This is a genomic window from Euzebyales bacterium (assembly GCA_036374135.1).
Taxonomy (GTDB): Bacteria; Actinomycetota; Nitriliruptoria; order Euzebyales; family JAHELV01; genus JAHELV01.
Map to the genome: position 1 here is coordinate 19,604 of DASUUK010000046.1, position 16,388 is coordinate 35,991.

Sequence of the window (16,388 nt, forward strand, 5' to 3'; positions counted from 1 at the left end):
CGGCGCAGTCAAGGCCGTCACAGGCGCACGAGCAGTCGCGCCGTGTAGCCCGCCATGACCGCCCAGAACAGCGTCCGGTACCCCCGCTCGCCGAGCTCGCGGTTGATGTAGCGACCGGATAGCGTGCCGACGATCATCAGCGGGATGGCAGCCACCGCAATGCGCAGATCCGTCGCACTCAACAGGCTGGCCTCGGCGAACACGGCCGCCTTGGTCGCGTCGCCGGCCAGCGAGGCCAGCGACGCGGCACCGACGAAGTGCCGGCGGTCCATCCGCAGGTTGCGGATGGCGACGCCCTTCAGCGGCCCGGACGTGCCGGAGAAGCCGGAGGTCGCGCCCGACACGAACGCGAGCGTCGGCGCTCCCACCCGCTGCAGCGCGATCAGGTCATATCGCTCCGCGAGCAGCGTCCCGACGAACATTGCGATCACCGTGACGGTGACGAGCGAGTCGGGAGCCGCGACGAGGAGGCTGGCGCCGACGGCCGCGCCGAGCGAGATCACCACAATGACGATCAACGCGCGACGGTACGGCAGTGTCGCGCGGTACGCCGCCACCTTGACGACGTTGTTGGCCGCGAGCAGCAGCGCCGCCAGCGCGATGCCGTGCTTCGTGCCGATGATCAGCGCCAGCGCCGGCACGAGGATCAACGAGCCTCCCAGGCCGGCCGCCGCCGACACGGTGAACGAGGAGAACACGGCCACCAGGGCCAGCACCGCGGCAAGTGGCGTCATCGGGCGGCTACGCAGGCGATCGGAGGCACGAGGACCACCACAGACGCAATCGCCACCGCCGCGCCGGTGCGATGGCCGACCGTGACAATCCTCGCCTGAAGTGACGACACGCTATGGGGTGCAGCAATGTGTGTCAATGGCAGCGAAGGCGGCAGAAAGTGGCGCTGATCAGGCCGTGCCCGCTGACGTCTCGGTCGGCGGGGTCACGACGTCGATGTCCCATCACCGGTATCAGTCCTGCCCACCCGGGCTCTTGATCAGCGAACGGCACGTCGCGACGGTGACCACTCGATGAATTCAGCTTGTGCAATCAGGTACCGGAATGTATGCATCGTGCCAGCGGTCACGAGCTGCCGGCGTGCGGGCCGGCGTGAGCGCTCGCTGCATCATTGACGGAGGGCAGCCACGTGACGACGGATTTCTCCGGATATCTGACCGCTGAACAGCTGCGTGTCGTGCACAACGCTGCGGTCGCGGCCGGGCTCACCCGCTCAGACGACCATCTCGACGTGTTGCTGGCGGGTCTGCCACGCGACTTCGTTGGATCGCTCCCCGGATCCGGCGAAGACCCGGCCGCCCGCCTGTCGGCGCAGCTCAGGACGCTCAACACCGTCCACAACCTCAGCGACGGCAACGTGCCGCTGTTGACCTGGCTGCAACAGGCGACCGCGCTCGCAAGCGACGGCCGGCCGGCGGACGTGTTCGAGGCCGCGATCGACCACGTGAGCCACACGACGGCCGCGGTGCCGCCGGCGGTCGCCGCGCAGCTGCGCGCGGCGCCACCACGAGCAGGCGCGGGCCCGGACACGCGCGGTGGACCGATCACGCGGGGGACTCCCACCGAGGCGCCGCCGGCCATCAACACCGACGTCCTGCCCGAGGCGTTGGTCGCCGGATCCGATCAGACGGTGGAGATAGCGTTCCTGCAGGGCGCGCTGACCAGCGCCAAGTCGGTGGTCAAGCTGCTGGTGCACCGGCACGAGGAAGGTGACCCGGTGTTCGAGGCCGGTGACGAGCCATGGCTCATCAACGGCACGGGATGGTTCGTCGGCCCGGATCTCGTGATCACCAACCACCACGTCATCAATGCCCGCCGCACGGCCCCCGTTGCGGAAGATGACGCGTCACCCGAGGACTTCCGGCTGCAGGCGGAGCACACCACCGTCATCTTCGACTACCTCGAGGACCAGGTGCCGTCGGTCACGGCCGACACCGGCGACGACGCGCTGCTGGCCGCCGACAAGGAGCTCGACTTCGCGATCCTGCGCGTTCCTCCCGCCGACCCGCCGCGCGACCCGCTCAACCTGCGGAGGAACCCCATCCGCAAACGTCCACAGCAGGCACTCGGTACCCGGGTCAACGTCCTGCAGCACCCGAACGGCGACCCGATGCGGCTCGGCTTCCGCGACAACTTCGTCGTGCTCGGCGACAACGACTGGCTCGCGTACCTGACCGACACCCAGTTCGGCTCGTCCGGTTCACCCGTGTGCGACGACGGTTGGTTCGTCGCCGCGCTGCACTCCGGATCGCGCAGCATCTCGTCCACCGGACTGGAGATCCGCGGCCAGAGGGTGCGTCGGGAGAACTACGGCATCCCGATCAGCAGGATCCTCACGCACCTCGAGGAGAACCTGCCCGACCTGCACTTGGAGATCCTCGCCGCCCAACCCTGAGAGCCCGAACGACCCCCGGAACAGGAGATGACGATGTCAGACATCACGTTCGAACCCCGCCGATGTGCGACCCACGACATCAGCATGGCGGACCGCTCCCGCCTCGCCGCGCTGGAAGGCCGCTACCTCGACGAGACCCGCATCGCCGAGGCGGACCTCAGAGTTGAGATCGCGGTGGCGTTCATCCACGTGGTCGACGGCGACGCGGGAACCGTCACGGCCGAGCAGCGGCACAAGCAGATCGAGGTGATGAACGAGGCGTTCGAGTTCATGGGCATCTCGTTCACCTTCGACGAGAACGACGTCACGGTGGTAGACGACCCGGCCTTCTTCGCGATGGGACACGGCTCGCTGCGTGAGCGCAACTGCAAGTCTCAGAACCAGATGCTGGATCCGACGCAGGGCTTGAACTTCTACACCGCGGAGCCCGGCGGTGGCCTGCTCGGATGGGCGACGTTCCCCGTTGACATGGAAGGCGACCCCGACATGGACGGCGTCGTGATGCTCCATACGACCCTGCCCGACGGCGCCATGGCTCCCTACAACCTCGGGCTGACCGCCGTGCACGAGGTCGGGCACTGGCTGGGCCTGTACCACACGTTCCAGGACGGCTGCTTCGGCCTCGGCGACGAGGTGAGCGACACACCCGCGCACGGCGGGCCCAACTTCGGCAAGCCCGCGGACGAGGACCAGCCCCACAACCTGTGCGAGTCGGCTCCGGCGGGAGCGGACTGCCCCACCCACAACTACATGAACTACGTCGACGACGACTGGATGAACGAGTTCACGCCAGGACAGAAGGAGCGTGCGTGGGCGCAGATCGGCATGTTCCGGTCCGACCTCCTGGCCGCCGGCGCCGAGGAAGCGGGGTTCAAGGAGGCCGGTCAGGCGTACGTGTGGTGACGCCGGGCGCCCTGCACGACACTCCCCTGCCGGAGCCGGCAGGCACGAGGTGACGATGGTCCGGGTGCTGCTGGACGCCGATGGCCTGCTGCGGAGGTTCGGCCGCCTGGATCCGGACGCCGCTGGGCTCGCCACGGCGTTGACGCGTCTGCAGGAGCGTGTCGCCCGCCGGCCTCGACCGCGAGCCGCGTCGGCGGCCGAACGGGACCGTCAGCTGATGCTCGGACTTGACGTGGCGGCCGTGCGGTACACCGGCGCCGCAACCGCCTCGGACGGCCACCACGTCGCCGGCCTGCCGCTCGTCAGCCTGCCGGACGCGGCCGACCTGGGACCCGGCGACCTGTACTTCACCGCTGCCCACACGCGGCTCGCCGCCGCGCTGGGACAGGGCGCGAGCGGCTACATCGTGGGCCTCGACCCGGCGGTGAGCGATCGCGTCGTCGACGTCTCGACGGTGCCTCGTCTGGTCGAGGAGGCGTTGCGGCTGCCCACCGCCCGACCTCGATCGGCGGCGACGCGGCGCGGCGGCCTCCTGGCCATCGACGTCCCGTCCCGGGCCCATGCGCGCGCCGAGGTACTCGATGTCATCCGTGCCGATCCCAATGCCGACTGGGTGGTCCTGGGAGCGCACCTGCTGCTGTACACCGAGGACCCCGATCTGGAGGATCAACTGGCCGAGCGTCCGGGCGTCGACCGCCTGTCCTACCGCGTCAGTCGTGACGACCTCCTCGTCTTCCTGCCCGGCGTCGCGGATGGCGACGGCGACGACGGCGGCAGCGGCGGCGGAGCGGGGCGCAGGGGCGCCGACGACGGGGCGGGGCGCCGGGGCGCCGGACCCGGTGGGCAGCGCGCCACCGACGCCGGGGCGGGCGGCCGCCGTGCGGCGGGCACACCCACGCCCAGCGGCGATTCGGGCGTGCTGTACGGGCGCGACGGCGTGATCGTGCGGGAGCAGGCGTCTGGTGGACCGCGCTCGGCCGGGGCGGCATCGGAGATCTCGGCCGGGAACACGAGCGGGACGTGGTGGAGGTGGCACGACGTGCGACGGCGGTCGTTGGACATCGCCGGTGCCGGGGTAGCGGACGAGGGTCGACACCTCACGGCGACCGTGGACGACGACGAGGTCGAGACGTTCCGGGCGCGTGTCACCGACCTGGCCGCGACACTGCGTCCACGACTGCGGCCCCCGATCGGCGAGACGCTCGTGTCGGCGCTGCGGGAACTGGCCGGTCCAGCTGCCGTCGCCGATGCATGGCCGGGGGACGCACTCGGTTCCCCGGAGGACCCGCCGCGCGACGTCGCGTGGCAGACACCGTATGCCGATGCCGAGTCCGATGAGCTCGTGATCCTGCGCCACGACATGACGGCGGTCGCCGGTGCGCCGGAGGTTGCTCACGCATCTGACGTCCCAGATCCTGCCGCCCTCGTCCGTCCGGTCGCCGTGGCGCTGGCGACCGCCGAGTTGCTCAGCCGCCGTCCGGCGGCACCCGGCGCACTGCACATCCTGCAGCTTCCTGCGTCTGGTGACGGCGGCGCGGGACCGTCACCGGAGGCGCTGTTCCTACTCGCCAGCGAGCGCAACCGTGTGGGCGCGGTCGCGACGTTCCCGTCGGACGCCGACGACGCGACCGCCCTGCGAACGGTCGCGCGCCTTGCGACGCCGGCATCGTCGCGCGGACGCCCAGGCGGTGACGCATGAAGCCGCGGGCGACGTCGCCTCCGCGACCGACGGCCACGACATGCGGGAGACCGACATGCAGTACCTGGTGACCGACGCCGCCGCCGCAGCACGACGCGGGTCCGGCGACCAGACGGGCGTCCGGTGGACGCGGTTCGACGATCAGACGATCGTCTGGGGCGCCGACCTGCGATCAGCCGCGCGCGAGGCCTCGCGGGGTGCCGACGGCCGTTCCGAGGACGTCGCGCCATCCGAAGCGGAACAGCTCGCACTGGTGGTCCAGGTCGGACGCGCCTTCCAGGACGCCAATCCTGACGTTCCGGTGGTTCTGGACAAGGGGCGGTACCTGGTCATCGACGTCGGTCGAACCGCGCCGGCCACGGACGACACGTGCTGGACGGTGCGCCCACTGGTGCCCGACACGGTGGTGCTGGCCCGCCGACCCGCGACGCGGCGTTCGCCGACACCGTGGGTGATCCCGTTGGTCAACGCCGCGTCGGAGGCGTCGTTCACGACCGCGCTCGAGCACCTGGCCGGGCTGCCGACCCGCCACTCGACGAGCCAGCACTTCGACGACGCTGCTGAGTGGGCGTCCCAGCGACTGCGGGACGTCGGCTACGACGTACGCCGCGATCCGGTCACGCTGCCCGACGGCACGCGCTCCTCGAACGTTCTCATGGACCAGCCCGGCGTGGGACCCGAGCCACGCGATCTCGTGGTCGTCACGGCACACCTCGACTCGGTGAACACGCTTGGCGGGCCGTCCGCCGACGCGCCCGGCGCTGACGACAACGCCAGTGGCGCGGCGGCTCTGCTCGAGATCGCGTCTGCGTTCGCCGACCACTCCGCTGTGCACGATCTGCGCCTCATCCTGTTCGGCGGCGAGGAGCAGGGACTGCACGGCAGCCGCCAACACGTCGCTGGGATGTCCGCCGTCGACCGCGCCCGCACGACGGCGGTCATCAACATGGACATGGTCGGCACGTTGAACACGACGGAGCCGACCGTGCTCCTCGAGGGAGCGACCGTGTCACAGGCACTGATCACCGACCTGGCGAACGCGGCGGCGACGTACACGGCGCTGGCCGTGCAGACGTCGCTCACGCCGTTCGCAAGCGACCACGTTCCGTTCATCGATGTCGGCGTGCCTGCCGTCCTGACGATCGAGGGCGCTGACCGCTCCAACGCCAACGTGCACACGGTCTCCGACACCGTCGAGCACATCCATGCGCCGCTCGCGCTCGACATCATCCGCATGAACGTCGCCGCCGCGGCGACGTACCTGGGCCACGACGACAGTGGCGCGACTCACGCCACCATCCGCCGAGCAGTCTAAAGCTCTAGTTCAGATCTAGCCGGCTCGACGCGATGGCAGGATGCTCGAGTGTCTACTCGAGGTCGAAGGTCGCCCGCTCGCTGGATGTCAGGTCGCGCGTCGTACGGTGATCCACCAGATCCACGAGCTCGGCATCGGCCACGCAGAGCCGGCAGCGGAACAGCCACGCGGTCCCACTCGGGCCGGTGGTCAGCACCAGCTGCCCGGTCCGATCATCGACAGCATCGACGAGGCCGCGTCGGGTCGTGCGTAGCACCGACTGAACCTCACCCGACCCGGCGTTCCAGACGCGGGCGCTGCCATCGAGACTGGACGTCAGCACGGTGTCGCCGTCGGCGGTGAACCGGGCGGACACCACGTCATCTCGGTGCCCGCTCAACGTGGTGAACGCCGCCGTGTCGCCGAGGGTGTAGACCCATGCATCACCCGAGGCCCCTGCGAAGACGGCCTGCGTTCCGTCCGGGCTGACGTCCACAGCGTTGATGGTGCCCTGACCAGCCGGGAACGTGCGAACGTGGTGGCCGTCATCCGTCGCCCACATCTGACCGTCGGAGTCGCGACCGACGGCGATGAGCGCATCCGCCGACGGCGTGAACGCGAGGCCGAGCACCTCGTGTCCGTGCGTGACCTCCAGCCGTCGATGGACCCCCACCCGATCGTCGATGTCCCACACGACAACGGTGCCGTCGGCTGTGTCGGTGGCGGTGGCGAGCATGCTTCCATCGGGTGCGAGCCGCGAGAGGACGGTCGGACCGGTCTGGCTGGCCGATAACCCGATGCGCCGTCCCGTGTCGGCGTCCCAGGCACCGACCGTGCCGTCTTCGCCGGTCGACACGACGACGCGTCCGTCCGGAGTGAACACCGCATCGCTCACTGCGCCCTCGTGACCTGTCAACGCGTGGATCTCTTGCCCGGTGGCCACGTCCCACACCCGAGTGATCCCGTCCAGTCCCCCGGTGACCAGACGGCGGCTGCGGGAGTCGAACGAGGCGCCCACCAGGGGGCTCGCACCTTCGTCGAGGACGCTGAGCTCACGACCGTCGGATGCGCGCCACACCCGCGCCGTCCCATCGTTGCCGATCGTTGTCACGAACCGACCGTCCGGACTGAGTGCCGCGGTCCCGACGCCACCCGGCTGTGAGAAGACACGTGCCTCCTCGGACGTCGTGCTCCAGATGCGCGCGGTGCCGTCAAAGCTCGCAGAGACGACGGTCCGACCATCCGGGCTGAAGCGGCCGCTCGACACCGAATTCCCGTGACCCCGCATCGTCAGTATCAGGTCGCCGCGCAGCCGCAGCAGACCACTGTCGTCACGCCGACGGCTCATGTCCCAGATCCGCACGGTGGTGTCCGCGCCCGTCGTCGCGAGCCGCAGCCCATCCGCCGAGAAGTCGGCGTCGCGTACGAAGCCGTCGTGATCAGGCATCTCGCGCACGACCGTGCCGGATCCGACGTCCCACACCCGCACCGTGCCCTCGGTGCCAGTGGTCACCAGCACGTCCCCACCGGGGCTGAAGACCGCGCGGATGACCCGCCCGACCTGGCCCGGCAGTGCCTCGCGGAGCGCACCGGACGGCACCGAGAAGATCCTCGCCGTCCCGTCGTCGCTGACGGTGACCGCGATGGAACCGTCCGGGCTGGCGACCACATCACGCACACGGTCGGTGTGGCCGTCGAGAGGTGCGAGGACCTCGTCGGACGACCAGCGCCAGATGCGGCCGGTACCGTCGAAGCTCGCGGTCACGACCACGTCTCGACCGGGCACGAACGTCGCCGCCGCGACCACGTCGCGATGGTCTCGCAGGACGCCGACCCTGACGCCTGTGTCGCTGCGCCATACAGCGGCCGTGCCGTCATCGCTGGCGGTGACGACGAGAGAGCCGTCGTCGTTGAACCGCGCGGATCGTAGAGCTGCGCTGTGTCCCCGGAGGACCGCGCGGAGCCTGCCGGTCGCGACGTCCCACACGATGGCCGTGCCGTCGCTGCCGCCGGTGACCAGCGCCTTCCCATCGGGGCTGAACTCGGCGGCGCGCACCGCACCGTCGTGGCCTGTGAGCTCGCGCTCGGTCTCGCCGGTGCGTGGGTTCCACAGCCACACGCCACCGTCCTCCGAGGCGGCGACAGCGAGACGTCCCGACGGGTCGAGGTCTGCGACGTTGAGGCGGCTGCCGTCACCGGGGAACCGGACGCGCACGTTGGAGGCGATCAGCCCCTCCCGCAGTGTTCGCAGTGCCTCGTCCGTGTGACTGACGTCCCACGCCTCGCGGCCCAGCAGCAGAGTGAGCTCGGGATCGACGTCGAGCGTCGCCTGTGCCGCCAACGCCAGGCCTCGCGATCGTGCGGTGGCGGAGCGGCGCAGCACGAGCGCGGTCAAGAACAGCGAGCCCGCGAGGCCGAGCAGCAGGACGACGGCGACCGCGCGGAACAGGCGGGCTGCTTTCCGCTGGCCCTCGGCGATCTGGCGCGCGTCGTCGAGCTCTCGCTGCCGTTGTTCCTCCGCAGCGCGTCGCTGCTGGTCCCGTACCGCGACGCTGGCGTCGAAGAACGCCGTCTCGGTGTCGCTGAGCGAGACATGTCGTGACGCGGTCCACGCCAGCACCTCGTCGAGGCGGGCGCCCCGATACAGCGCACCGTCGTCGTGATCGAGCCGTACCCACTCCTGTGCCGCCTCGGTCATGCGACGGTGGATCAGCAGGCTCGCGCGGTCCTCCTCGACCCAGGACTTCAACCGCGGCCAGGCGCGGATGAGCGCCTCGTGCGACACGTCGACCCAGCGGTCCTCAGGGCCCGATCCACTCGTGATGAGCAGCCGCGCGTCCACCAGCTGTGACACGATGTGCTCGAACGCGACCCGATCCGACGCCGCCGAATCGAGCTCGGCCCATCGAGCGCGGCGCCGCGTGGCCTCGGTCGCGTCGCCAGGCTGGGTGAGCCGGAGGATGGCGTCGCGCATCACCTGCTGCTGTGCCGGGTCGAGGGACGCGTAGATGGCGTCGGCCCTGGTGGCGACAGCTCCGCTGACGCCTCCGGTGTCGCGGTACCCCTCCAGCGTCAGCATGTTCCCGAGCCGGCGCTTCCACAGCTCGAACAGCGCGTGCTCAAGCAACGGCAGCGCGCCGGGTTGTCCGACGACATCTTCGACGATCACATCGACGAGGCCCTCCTCGAACTGCAGGCCGGCCGTGAGGGCGGGCTGCTCGATCGCCAGCCTCTGGTCGTCGGTGGCCATGGGGCTCACGAGGAACTGGTGGGTCGCGGCGTAGCGGGCCAGCTCGGGGTACGTCGAGCAGTGGCCGTAGAAGTCCGCGCGCAGGGTCAGCACGATCGTCGCCGATCCGTCTGGCACCGTGCCGGCGTACAGCAGGTTGGCGACGAACGCGCTCCGTTCGTCCTCGTTGCTGCAGAGGGTGAAGACCTCTTCGAACTGGTCGACGACCCACAGGACGTGGTCGGTGGCCTCGCGCTCAGCCACCAGCAATGCGGACGCGAGGCCGAGGCTGCGTGGGTCGTCGGCCAACCCGTCGACGGTGGCCTGCATGCTGCGCGACCCGTCCGCTCTCGCGAGCTCGGCCGCAAGGGCGGTGAGCGGCGTCGCGCCTGGTCGCAACGTCCGTATGAGCCACCGCTCACTGCGGGGCAGTGCACCCGCACGCAGCGCCGGGATCAGTCCGGCGCGGACCAGTGACGATTTCCCGCTCCCGGACGAGCCGACGACCGTGAGGAAGTTGGTGGACTTGAGGAGCTCGACGAGGCGCTGGGTCTCGGCATCCCGCCCGAAGAACACATGCGCATCGTCTTCGTCGAACGGACGGAGCCCGAGGTAGGGCGCCACGTCGGTTGTGCCTCCGGGAACCGCTGTTGCCCCGGCGGGCACACCCTTGATGGCACTGGCGAGGGCCTGCAGGCTCTCAGCGTCCAACGCACCGGCGCGGAGGTCGACCCATGTTCGGTTGGTCAGGAACGGTGGCAGCAGGCCGTCAGGAAGCGGATCGGGCAGGCCGGGCAGCAGAACCGGCACGAGACGGAACCCCGACTCCTTGGCGGCCCTGTCGAGCGCGACGTGCAACTCCTCGCGGGCCCAGTCGCCGATGCCGTTCGGACCGATGAACATCGCGCACGCGGCCGACCGGAGCAGGCCGTCCTCGAGCGCGGTCTGCCACGGACTCCCAGGAGCGAGCTCCCAGACGTCCAGCCACGGTCGCAGGCCCATCTCGCGCAGACGGCGGGCTACGCGCTCGACAGCGGCCTTGTCCCGGCTGTTGTGCGACAGGAAGACATCGAACGCATCGGCGGGTGCTCCCCGCGCGGCGTCAGGATCGGCGGACGCGGTCACTGCGCGATCTGGGAGTTCGGTCGGATCGAGCCGATCCGACGATGCCCCCTGAGGAGCGCGGTCCACTTGTCGGTGCGCCCTGGCCGCGGTCGGGTCGCCGGCCGATCGCGCAACGGCAGGGTCAGGAATGCCTCAAGACCATGGAACAGCACGATCAGGCGGAACGGAATGTAGCCCGCGAGCCACGGCACCGCCCGCCACTGTCCTGCGGCGACGAGCACCACCGCCGCCACGGCGAGGCGCGCGACGGTCGCCGCTGCGATCAGGTCGAGCGACTCTGCGATCCTGGCGCCGCCCTCGGGCGCGGCCGCAGCGACCATGCCCACCAGGAGCGGGAACAGCAGGACACGGAGGTGGATCGCGACGATCCCGAGCGGGAAGTACCAGAAACCCATCGGGCCCTCCGCGAACCGGATCAGACCACGGTTGCGCGATGCCACATGATAGCCAGCGCGGGCCCAACGGGTGCGTTGCTCCCGCAACTCGCCGAGGGTCGCCGGCACGGCGGTTCGTGCCCTGACCTGCGGATCCACCACGATGCGAAGGCCGCTACGCGCGATGCGCAAGGTGATGTCGGTGTCCTCGCCGTTGATTCCCTCCGCGAAACCGTCGAGTTGTGCGAGCAGGTCCCGGCGGTACATGGCGACGTTGCCGGGCAGGCACATGACCGACTGCACGGCGTTGTGGGCGACCCGCCTGATCGCGACGTTGAGTTGCACCTCGATCAGGCGCATCCGGCTGATCCAGGTCGTCGTGCCGTTCGGCAGCGGCAGCCCGCCCGCAGCGCCGACGCCTTCGGCGGCGAAGTGGGCCACCAGCAGCCGGATCGCGTCCTCGTCGATGATCGTGTCGGCGTCCACGCGCAGGACGAGGTCCTCGGTGATCTGTAGCAGCCCCATGTTCAGCGCGCGGGACTTGCCGGGCTCGCCGCACATGAGCACGTCGCCGCGCAGGGTCGGAGATCGGCGGAGATGGCGCGTCGCAACGGCGACCGTGTCGTCCCGCGAGGTGTTGTCGACGACGACGACGCGGCACCGCCCCTCGTACCGCACCTCGGCCCGCTCGATGGCGGCCAGGCATGATCCGATGTGCTCGGCCTCGTCGAGCGCGGGAATGAGGATCGCGACCGACGGCAGAGTACGCGTGGCGGGCCGCTCCGCCGCACGTCGTCCGAGCCAGTACAGCAGCGGCGTCTGTGCCAACGAGAACGGGAGCATTCCCGTGCTCAGCACGAGGACCGGCAGGGTGCGGAAGAACAGCGATGGCCTGTCCAACAGCGCGAAGACGACGGCGTACGTCGCGGTGGCGACCACGGCCGTCAGTGCGAACAGGACGACCGATGCCCGCCGTTGCGTGTGCACCGACTGGCGGTGGACGGCCACAGCAGGTGGAAGGCGGTAGTGCATGACCACGGAGCCGAGCAGGCCGAGTGCCCCCGCCACCAGCGGTTGCAGCATCTGCGTCGCGGGGATGTGCTCGACGGGGCGCAGATGCGACCACCATCCGGCCGCGACATCATGGACCCCGATCAGCACCGTGTAGACCGCCGCGGCGGTAACAGCTGCCTGCAGTCGACGCCACGACTGCCCGCTGGCCGCTATGGCGAGCAGGGCGACGACGACGGCCACGACGATCCGGGTGCGTGTTGCAGTGGGCCCGATGTTCGCCACGCCGCCCAGCGCCTGGAGGATCCGCCGGTACGCCGGTGACGGGTCGGGGACGACCCGGTAGATGCCCGCAGCGACGGCCGCGAAGACAATCAGCAGTGCCGGCGCCGTGCTCGGCCGCCGCACGACGGCATACCGCGCCGGCGTGGAGTCCGCGGTGATCGCCGTGACTGCCCGTCGGTGAGGCCGCACTCGCGACCCCCGTACGCCGATACTGGACCACGGCGCGCGCCTTCTGAACGTGGGTGCATTCAGACGGCCGTGGTCTACGAGTGGGGGCGCCATCGTGCCGTCCTTTCGCCCCCGCGCCGGCGACTGGCGGACGTCGTTGGCAAAGTCGATCGGTCATGTGGCCCGACAGGCGACGAGAGGCACCGGTGACCACGTATCCCAGTGAGGAGGCGGTGACGCAGTCTGATACAATCGGCGGCCTGTCGAGCGAGGACGACGAGACTCCGGGTCGCACCCGGACACCCAAGTTCTTCGGTTTTCGGCGCTTCCCACGGTATCTTGATGCGCTCCGTAGTTGCCAGTATTTCTTGAGTTGCGATCGTGAGGAAGATCGGCCGCGCACACGCGATGACGCATGAACATGACCGAGTCGATCACTCGCGACGGGGACGTAGATGCACTTGTCTCGGCTGCGCCACAGCAGTGCTTCCCATGGTGGTCGACGCCGGATGCGGGGTCCTGCGTCACCGAGCCGAATGATGGCAGCCCCATCGTCACCGACCCGACGTAGTGGACAAGACCGTCCCGACAGCGTCGTCACCCAGGGGCACTCCGGGACATCAGCCGGGCCGACCGGCATCGGCAGCATGCATCCAGTCGCCGCCGCAACTCGGGCGATCTGGGAGGTGCCGCAGGCGTGCGACGGCCAGTTCGACGGTCACGAGCCGCTGCCTACTGCGCCGGGGATCGGGAGGCTGTGACTCGCTGCGGCGCACCTCGAAGAGTGCCCCGTGGTGTGGGCGTGGAACGACGTGCGAACGCGCCGGACGCGCTACATTGCGGAGACCGCCGGGATAGCTCAGCAGGTCAGAGCAACGCTCTTGTAAAGCGAAGGTCGCCGGTTCGAATCCGGCTCCCGGCTCTGCATTTCCGCTGGTGAGGGCGATTTCGTGGTCTGTTCGTCGGCGCGTGGTCCGTCGGCCGACCACAGATCGACCACAACGTCGTCCGAGGGGGCGCCGTCGCCGGGCCCTGAAAGCGAACGTCGCGCGTCCCGCGTCGTCCGGTACGTCGCGTCGAGCGCATCGGCGAACGCGTCGTCGAGCGACGGGAAAAGGTGCCCGTAGCGGTCGAGTGTGACGGTGATGCTCGAGTGGCCGAGCCGCTGCTGGATCGCCTTCGGGTGTCCGCCCTCGGCGATCAACAGCGCCGCGTTCGAGTGGCGAAGGTCGTGGAATCGCACGCCGTGGAGGTGCTCGGACAGCGTCCGGCGGACCGTCGGCTTGAAGATGCGTTGGTAGTAGTTCGAGTGGCGCATCGGCCCGCCCTGCGGAGCGGGGAACACGGGCGTGTCGGGGCTCGCGTCGCCGAGGTGTTCGCGGAGCTGCTCGACGAGGAACGCCGGCGGCTTGACAGCGCGCCGGGAGCTGTAGGACTTCGGGTCGTGCTCGACCAGGTCGCCGCGAACCTCCGACACAGCCGTCAGCACGACGACCTCGGCGTCGTCCAGCCGCAGGTGGCGGCGGCGCAGCGCGGCGATCTCGCCTGCGCGTAGCCCGGTGTAGGCGGCGAAGCGGACCATCAGGTCGTACGGCTCGGGCATGCCGTCAGCCAGCGTGGCGATCTGGTCGGCGGTCAGGAAGTGCATCTCCTCGTGCGGCATCGGCGGCAGCTTGACGCCGACGCACGGGTTCTTGCGGATGGCGCCGAGCTCGACCGCTAGGTCCAGCGTCTGCTTGGGCCTGCCGACCGCCTTGCGCACCTGCGCCGGTGAGACGCCGTCGCCGAGCATGTCGGTGATGAACCGGCGGACACGACGCTGGTCGATCGCGCCGACCGGCGTCTCCCCCAGCCGCGGCAGCACGTGGTAGCGCAACGTGTTCTCGTAGTTCATCAGCGTCTTGGGCTTCAGGTGGTACAGCGACGCGACCCACTCCTCGGCGATCGGCCCCAGCGGCCGGCGGGCGTTGTCGGGGCTGACGTACTCGCCGCGCTGCACGTCGACCGCGACGCGCGCCAGGAACTCATTCGCCGCCTTCTTGGTCGGGAACGCCTTGCCTCGCTGGTGGCCTTCGGGGTCCCGGTAGCGCGCCTCCCAGCTCCCCGACGCCTTCTGACGGACCGATCCCATGGCAGACACCTCCCCCCTACTAAGCCTGGATCCACCGTTTCTGAGCTGAGCGGCTGACGGTGGTTGCACGAGAAATGCCTCCTGACCAGGGAGGATGCGGGTTACCACACCAAGCATCCACTTGATCCAGGAGGCACTCTCAGGATGCGGTCATCATCGCACATCCTTGACCGGCTGACGGTGACGTTCGACGACGACCACGCGGTGGCTGACGCGGGCCTGGTGTTGCCCGCCACGCTGATCGAGCACCTCGACGTCGAGGCGACCGCGGACGGGATCGTGTCACGGGGGTACCGACCCGGCCGCAAGATCGTCTCCGTGCTCGCCGGACTACTCGCGGGCGCCGACTGCATCGACGACCTGGCGGTCCTCCGCGCCGGCGCGACCGCGCGGATCGTGCCAACACAGGTGTTGGCGCCATCCACGATCGGGACGTGGCTGCGGTCGCTTTCGTTCGGCCACGTCCGCCAGCTCGACCGGCTCACCGAGCTGCTGCTGACCCGCGCCTGGGCGGCCGGCGCCGGCCCCGGCGACGATGACCTCGTCATCGACGTCGACTCCACGATCTGTGAGGTCCACGGCTACGCCAAGCAAGGCGCGGCGTACGGCTACACCCGCCAGCTCGGCTACCACCCGATCCTGGCGACCCGCGCCGATACCGGCGAGATCCTGCATACCCGCATGCGGAAGGGGTCGGCGAACACCGCCCGTGGGGCGCAGCGGTTCGTCCGTGAGACCGTCGGGCGGGTCCGCCGTGCCGGCGCGACTGGCCAACTCGTGCTGCGCGCGGATTCGGGGTTCTGGTCGGCCAAGGTCATCGGCGCCTGCCAAGACCACGATGTGCGCTACTCGATCACCGTGCGGGCCACCAAGACCGTGGTCGCGGCGATCGACGGCATCGACGACACCGCCTGGACCGACATCGCCTACCCCGACGGCGGCGACGCGCAGGTCGCCGAGACCACCCTCGGCGGCCGCCGCCTGATCGTGCGCCGCACCCGACTGGTCGGCGCGCAGGCGCAGCTGTTCCCCGACTGGCGGCACCACGCGTTCGTCACCGACCGTCCCGGCACCGCCGTCGACCTCGACGCCGACCACCGCCACCACGCGGTGTGCGAACTGGCGATTCGCGACCTCAAGCACGGCGCCGGACTGATCCACTGCCCATCGGGGGTATTCACCGCCAACGCCGCCTGGGCGGTGCTGGCCACGCTGGCGCACAACCTATGGCGCTGGACCGCGATCCTGGGCGGACTCGTCGCGCCCGGACGGTTGACCGTCGCCAAGACCCTCCGCCGGCGCTACCTGACCATCCCCGGACGCATCACCCGCTCGGCCCGCCGGCTCACGCTGCACCTGCCCGTCGACTGGCCCTGGCGCGACGCGTTCATGCAGGCGCTGTCCCGACTACGACGAATCACCATCCCGCAGCCCTGCTGACCGATGGGCAGCCCACCCGCGCCGTCGCCGCGACGCGTGCGTCATCCATGCCCGCGACCGTCCGCCTGACCGCCAAATCGACCCGCCCCACGGTCACCGAGAACCTCACCAGCCCCACAGCGACCTCACAACCAGCGACCCGCCCGCCGGCCTAGCCCGGCACGTGAAACGGTGGATCCAGGCTAAGGGGAATCGAACCCCTGACCTCTTCCATGCCATGCACACGACGAACCGTCTCAGCCATCCAGCGGCGTCCCGCGAAGGCCACCCACGTCCGATCGTATCCGACCGCCACACGGCGCAGAAACCGCGCAGGCAAGAC

Annotated in this window: 9 protein-coding genes and 1 tRNA gene; 7 read left to right on the plus strand and 3 right to left on the minus strand. The window is 69.9% G+C overall.

Features of this window, described 5'->3' with window-relative positions; translation table 11 throughout:
• Positions 1-17 precede the first annotated feature (17 nt).
• Entirely contained in the window at positions 18-734 is a 717-nt protein-coding gene (locus tag VFZ70_08315; protein HEX6255803.1) for a sulfite exporter TauE/SafE family protein, read from the minus strand.
• A 407-nt stretch (positions 735-1,141) separates the two neighbouring features.
• Between VFZ70_08315 and VFZ70_08320 the strand changes: the two genes are divergently transcribed.
• The 4 genes from VFZ70_08320 to VFZ70_08335 are packed head-to-tail and all read left to right on the plus strand — an operon-like array spanning position 1,142 to position 6,324.
• Entirely contained in the window at positions 1,142-2,407 is a 1,266-nt protein-coding gene (locus tag VFZ70_08320; GenBank protein ID HEX6255804.1) for a trypsin-like peptidase domain-containing protein, read from the plus strand.
• 33 nt (positions 2,408-2,440) lie between these two features.
• On the plus strand, positions 2,441-3,310 hold the full coding sequence (locus VFZ70_08325) for a zinc metalloprotease (GenBank protein ID HEX6255805.1): 870 nt from the start codon (positions 2,441-2,443) through the stop codon (positions 3,308-3,310).
• 55 nt (positions 3,311-3,365) lie between these two features.
• Complete coding sequence (locus VFZ70_08330; protein HEX6255806.1) at positions 3,366-5,009, plus strand: hypothetical protein; 1,644 nt, start codon at positions 3,366-3,368, stop codon at positions 5,007-5,009.
• A complete protein-coding gene (locus VFZ70_08335) occupies positions 4,999-6,324 on the plus strand; it encodes a M28 family metallopeptidase (GenBank protein ID HEX6255807.1) in 1,326 nt (441 codons plus the stop codon). The genes VFZ70_08330 and VFZ70_08335 overlap by 11 nt, the downstream gene beginning before the upstream one ends.
• A gap of 52 nt (positions 6,325-6,376) precedes the next feature.
• Here the strand turns inward: VFZ70_08335 and VFZ70_08340 are convergent, their stop codons facing one another.
• Positions 6,377-10,657, minus strand: a complete 4,281-nt coding sequence (locus tag VFZ70_08340; GenBank protein HEX6255808.1) for a TIR domain-containing protein — start codon at positions 10,655-10,657, stop codon at positions 6,377-6,379.
• Complete coding sequence (locus tag VFZ70_08345; protein HEX6255809.1) at positions 10,654-12,450, minus strand: glycosyltransferase family 2 protein; 1,797 nt, start codon at positions 12,448-12,450, stop codon at positions 10,654-10,656. The genes VFZ70_08340 and VFZ70_08345 overlap by 4 nt, the downstream gene beginning before the upstream one ends.
• 893 nt (positions 12,451-13,343) lie before the next feature.
• Between VFZ70_08345 and VFZ70_08350 the strand changes: the two genes are divergently transcribed.
• The 3 genes from VFZ70_08350 to VFZ70_08360 all read left to right on the plus strand — a co-directional run bounded on the left by VFZ70_08350 (position 13,344) and on the right by VFZ70_08360 (position 16,066).
• Positions 13,344-13,417: transfer RNA gene (locus VFZ70_08350), tRNA-Thr, on the plus strand.
• A gap of 231 nt (positions 13,418-13,648) precedes the next feature.
• Entirely contained in the window at positions 13,649-14,050 is a 402-nt protein-coding gene (locus tag VFZ70_08355; protein HEX6255810.1) for a hypothetical protein, read from the plus strand.
• 720 nt (positions 14,051-14,770) lie between these two features.
• Positions 14,771-16,066 carry an IS1380 family transposase gene (locus VFZ70_08360; GenBank protein HEX6255811.1) on the plus strand — a complete coding sequence of 432 codons (1,296 nt, stop codon included), beginning with the start codon at positions 14,771-14,773 and terminating at the stop codon, positions 16,064-16,066.
• The last annotated feature ends 322 nt before the right edge of the window (positions 16,067-16,388 follow it).

What these genes read in the sequence shown, in the direction of transcription:
- VFZ70_08315 (HEX6255803.1), bottom strand. Translation starts at nt 734, where the DNA reads ATGACGCCACTTGCCGCGGTGCTGGCCCTGGTGGCCGTGTTCTCCTCG.
- VFZ70_08330 (HEX6255806.1), top strand. Translation starts at nt 3,366, where the DNA reads ATGGTCCGGGTGCTGCTGGACGCCGATGGCCTGCTGCGGAGGTTCGGC.
- VFZ70_08360 (HEX6255811.1), top strand. Translation starts at nt 14,771, where the DNA reads ATGCGGTCATCATCGCACATCCTTGACCGGCTGACGGTGACGTTCGAC.
- VFZ70_08325 (HEX6255805.1), top strand. Translation starts at nt 2,441, where the DNA reads ATGTCAGACATCACGTTCGAACCCCGCCGATGTGCGACCCACGACATC.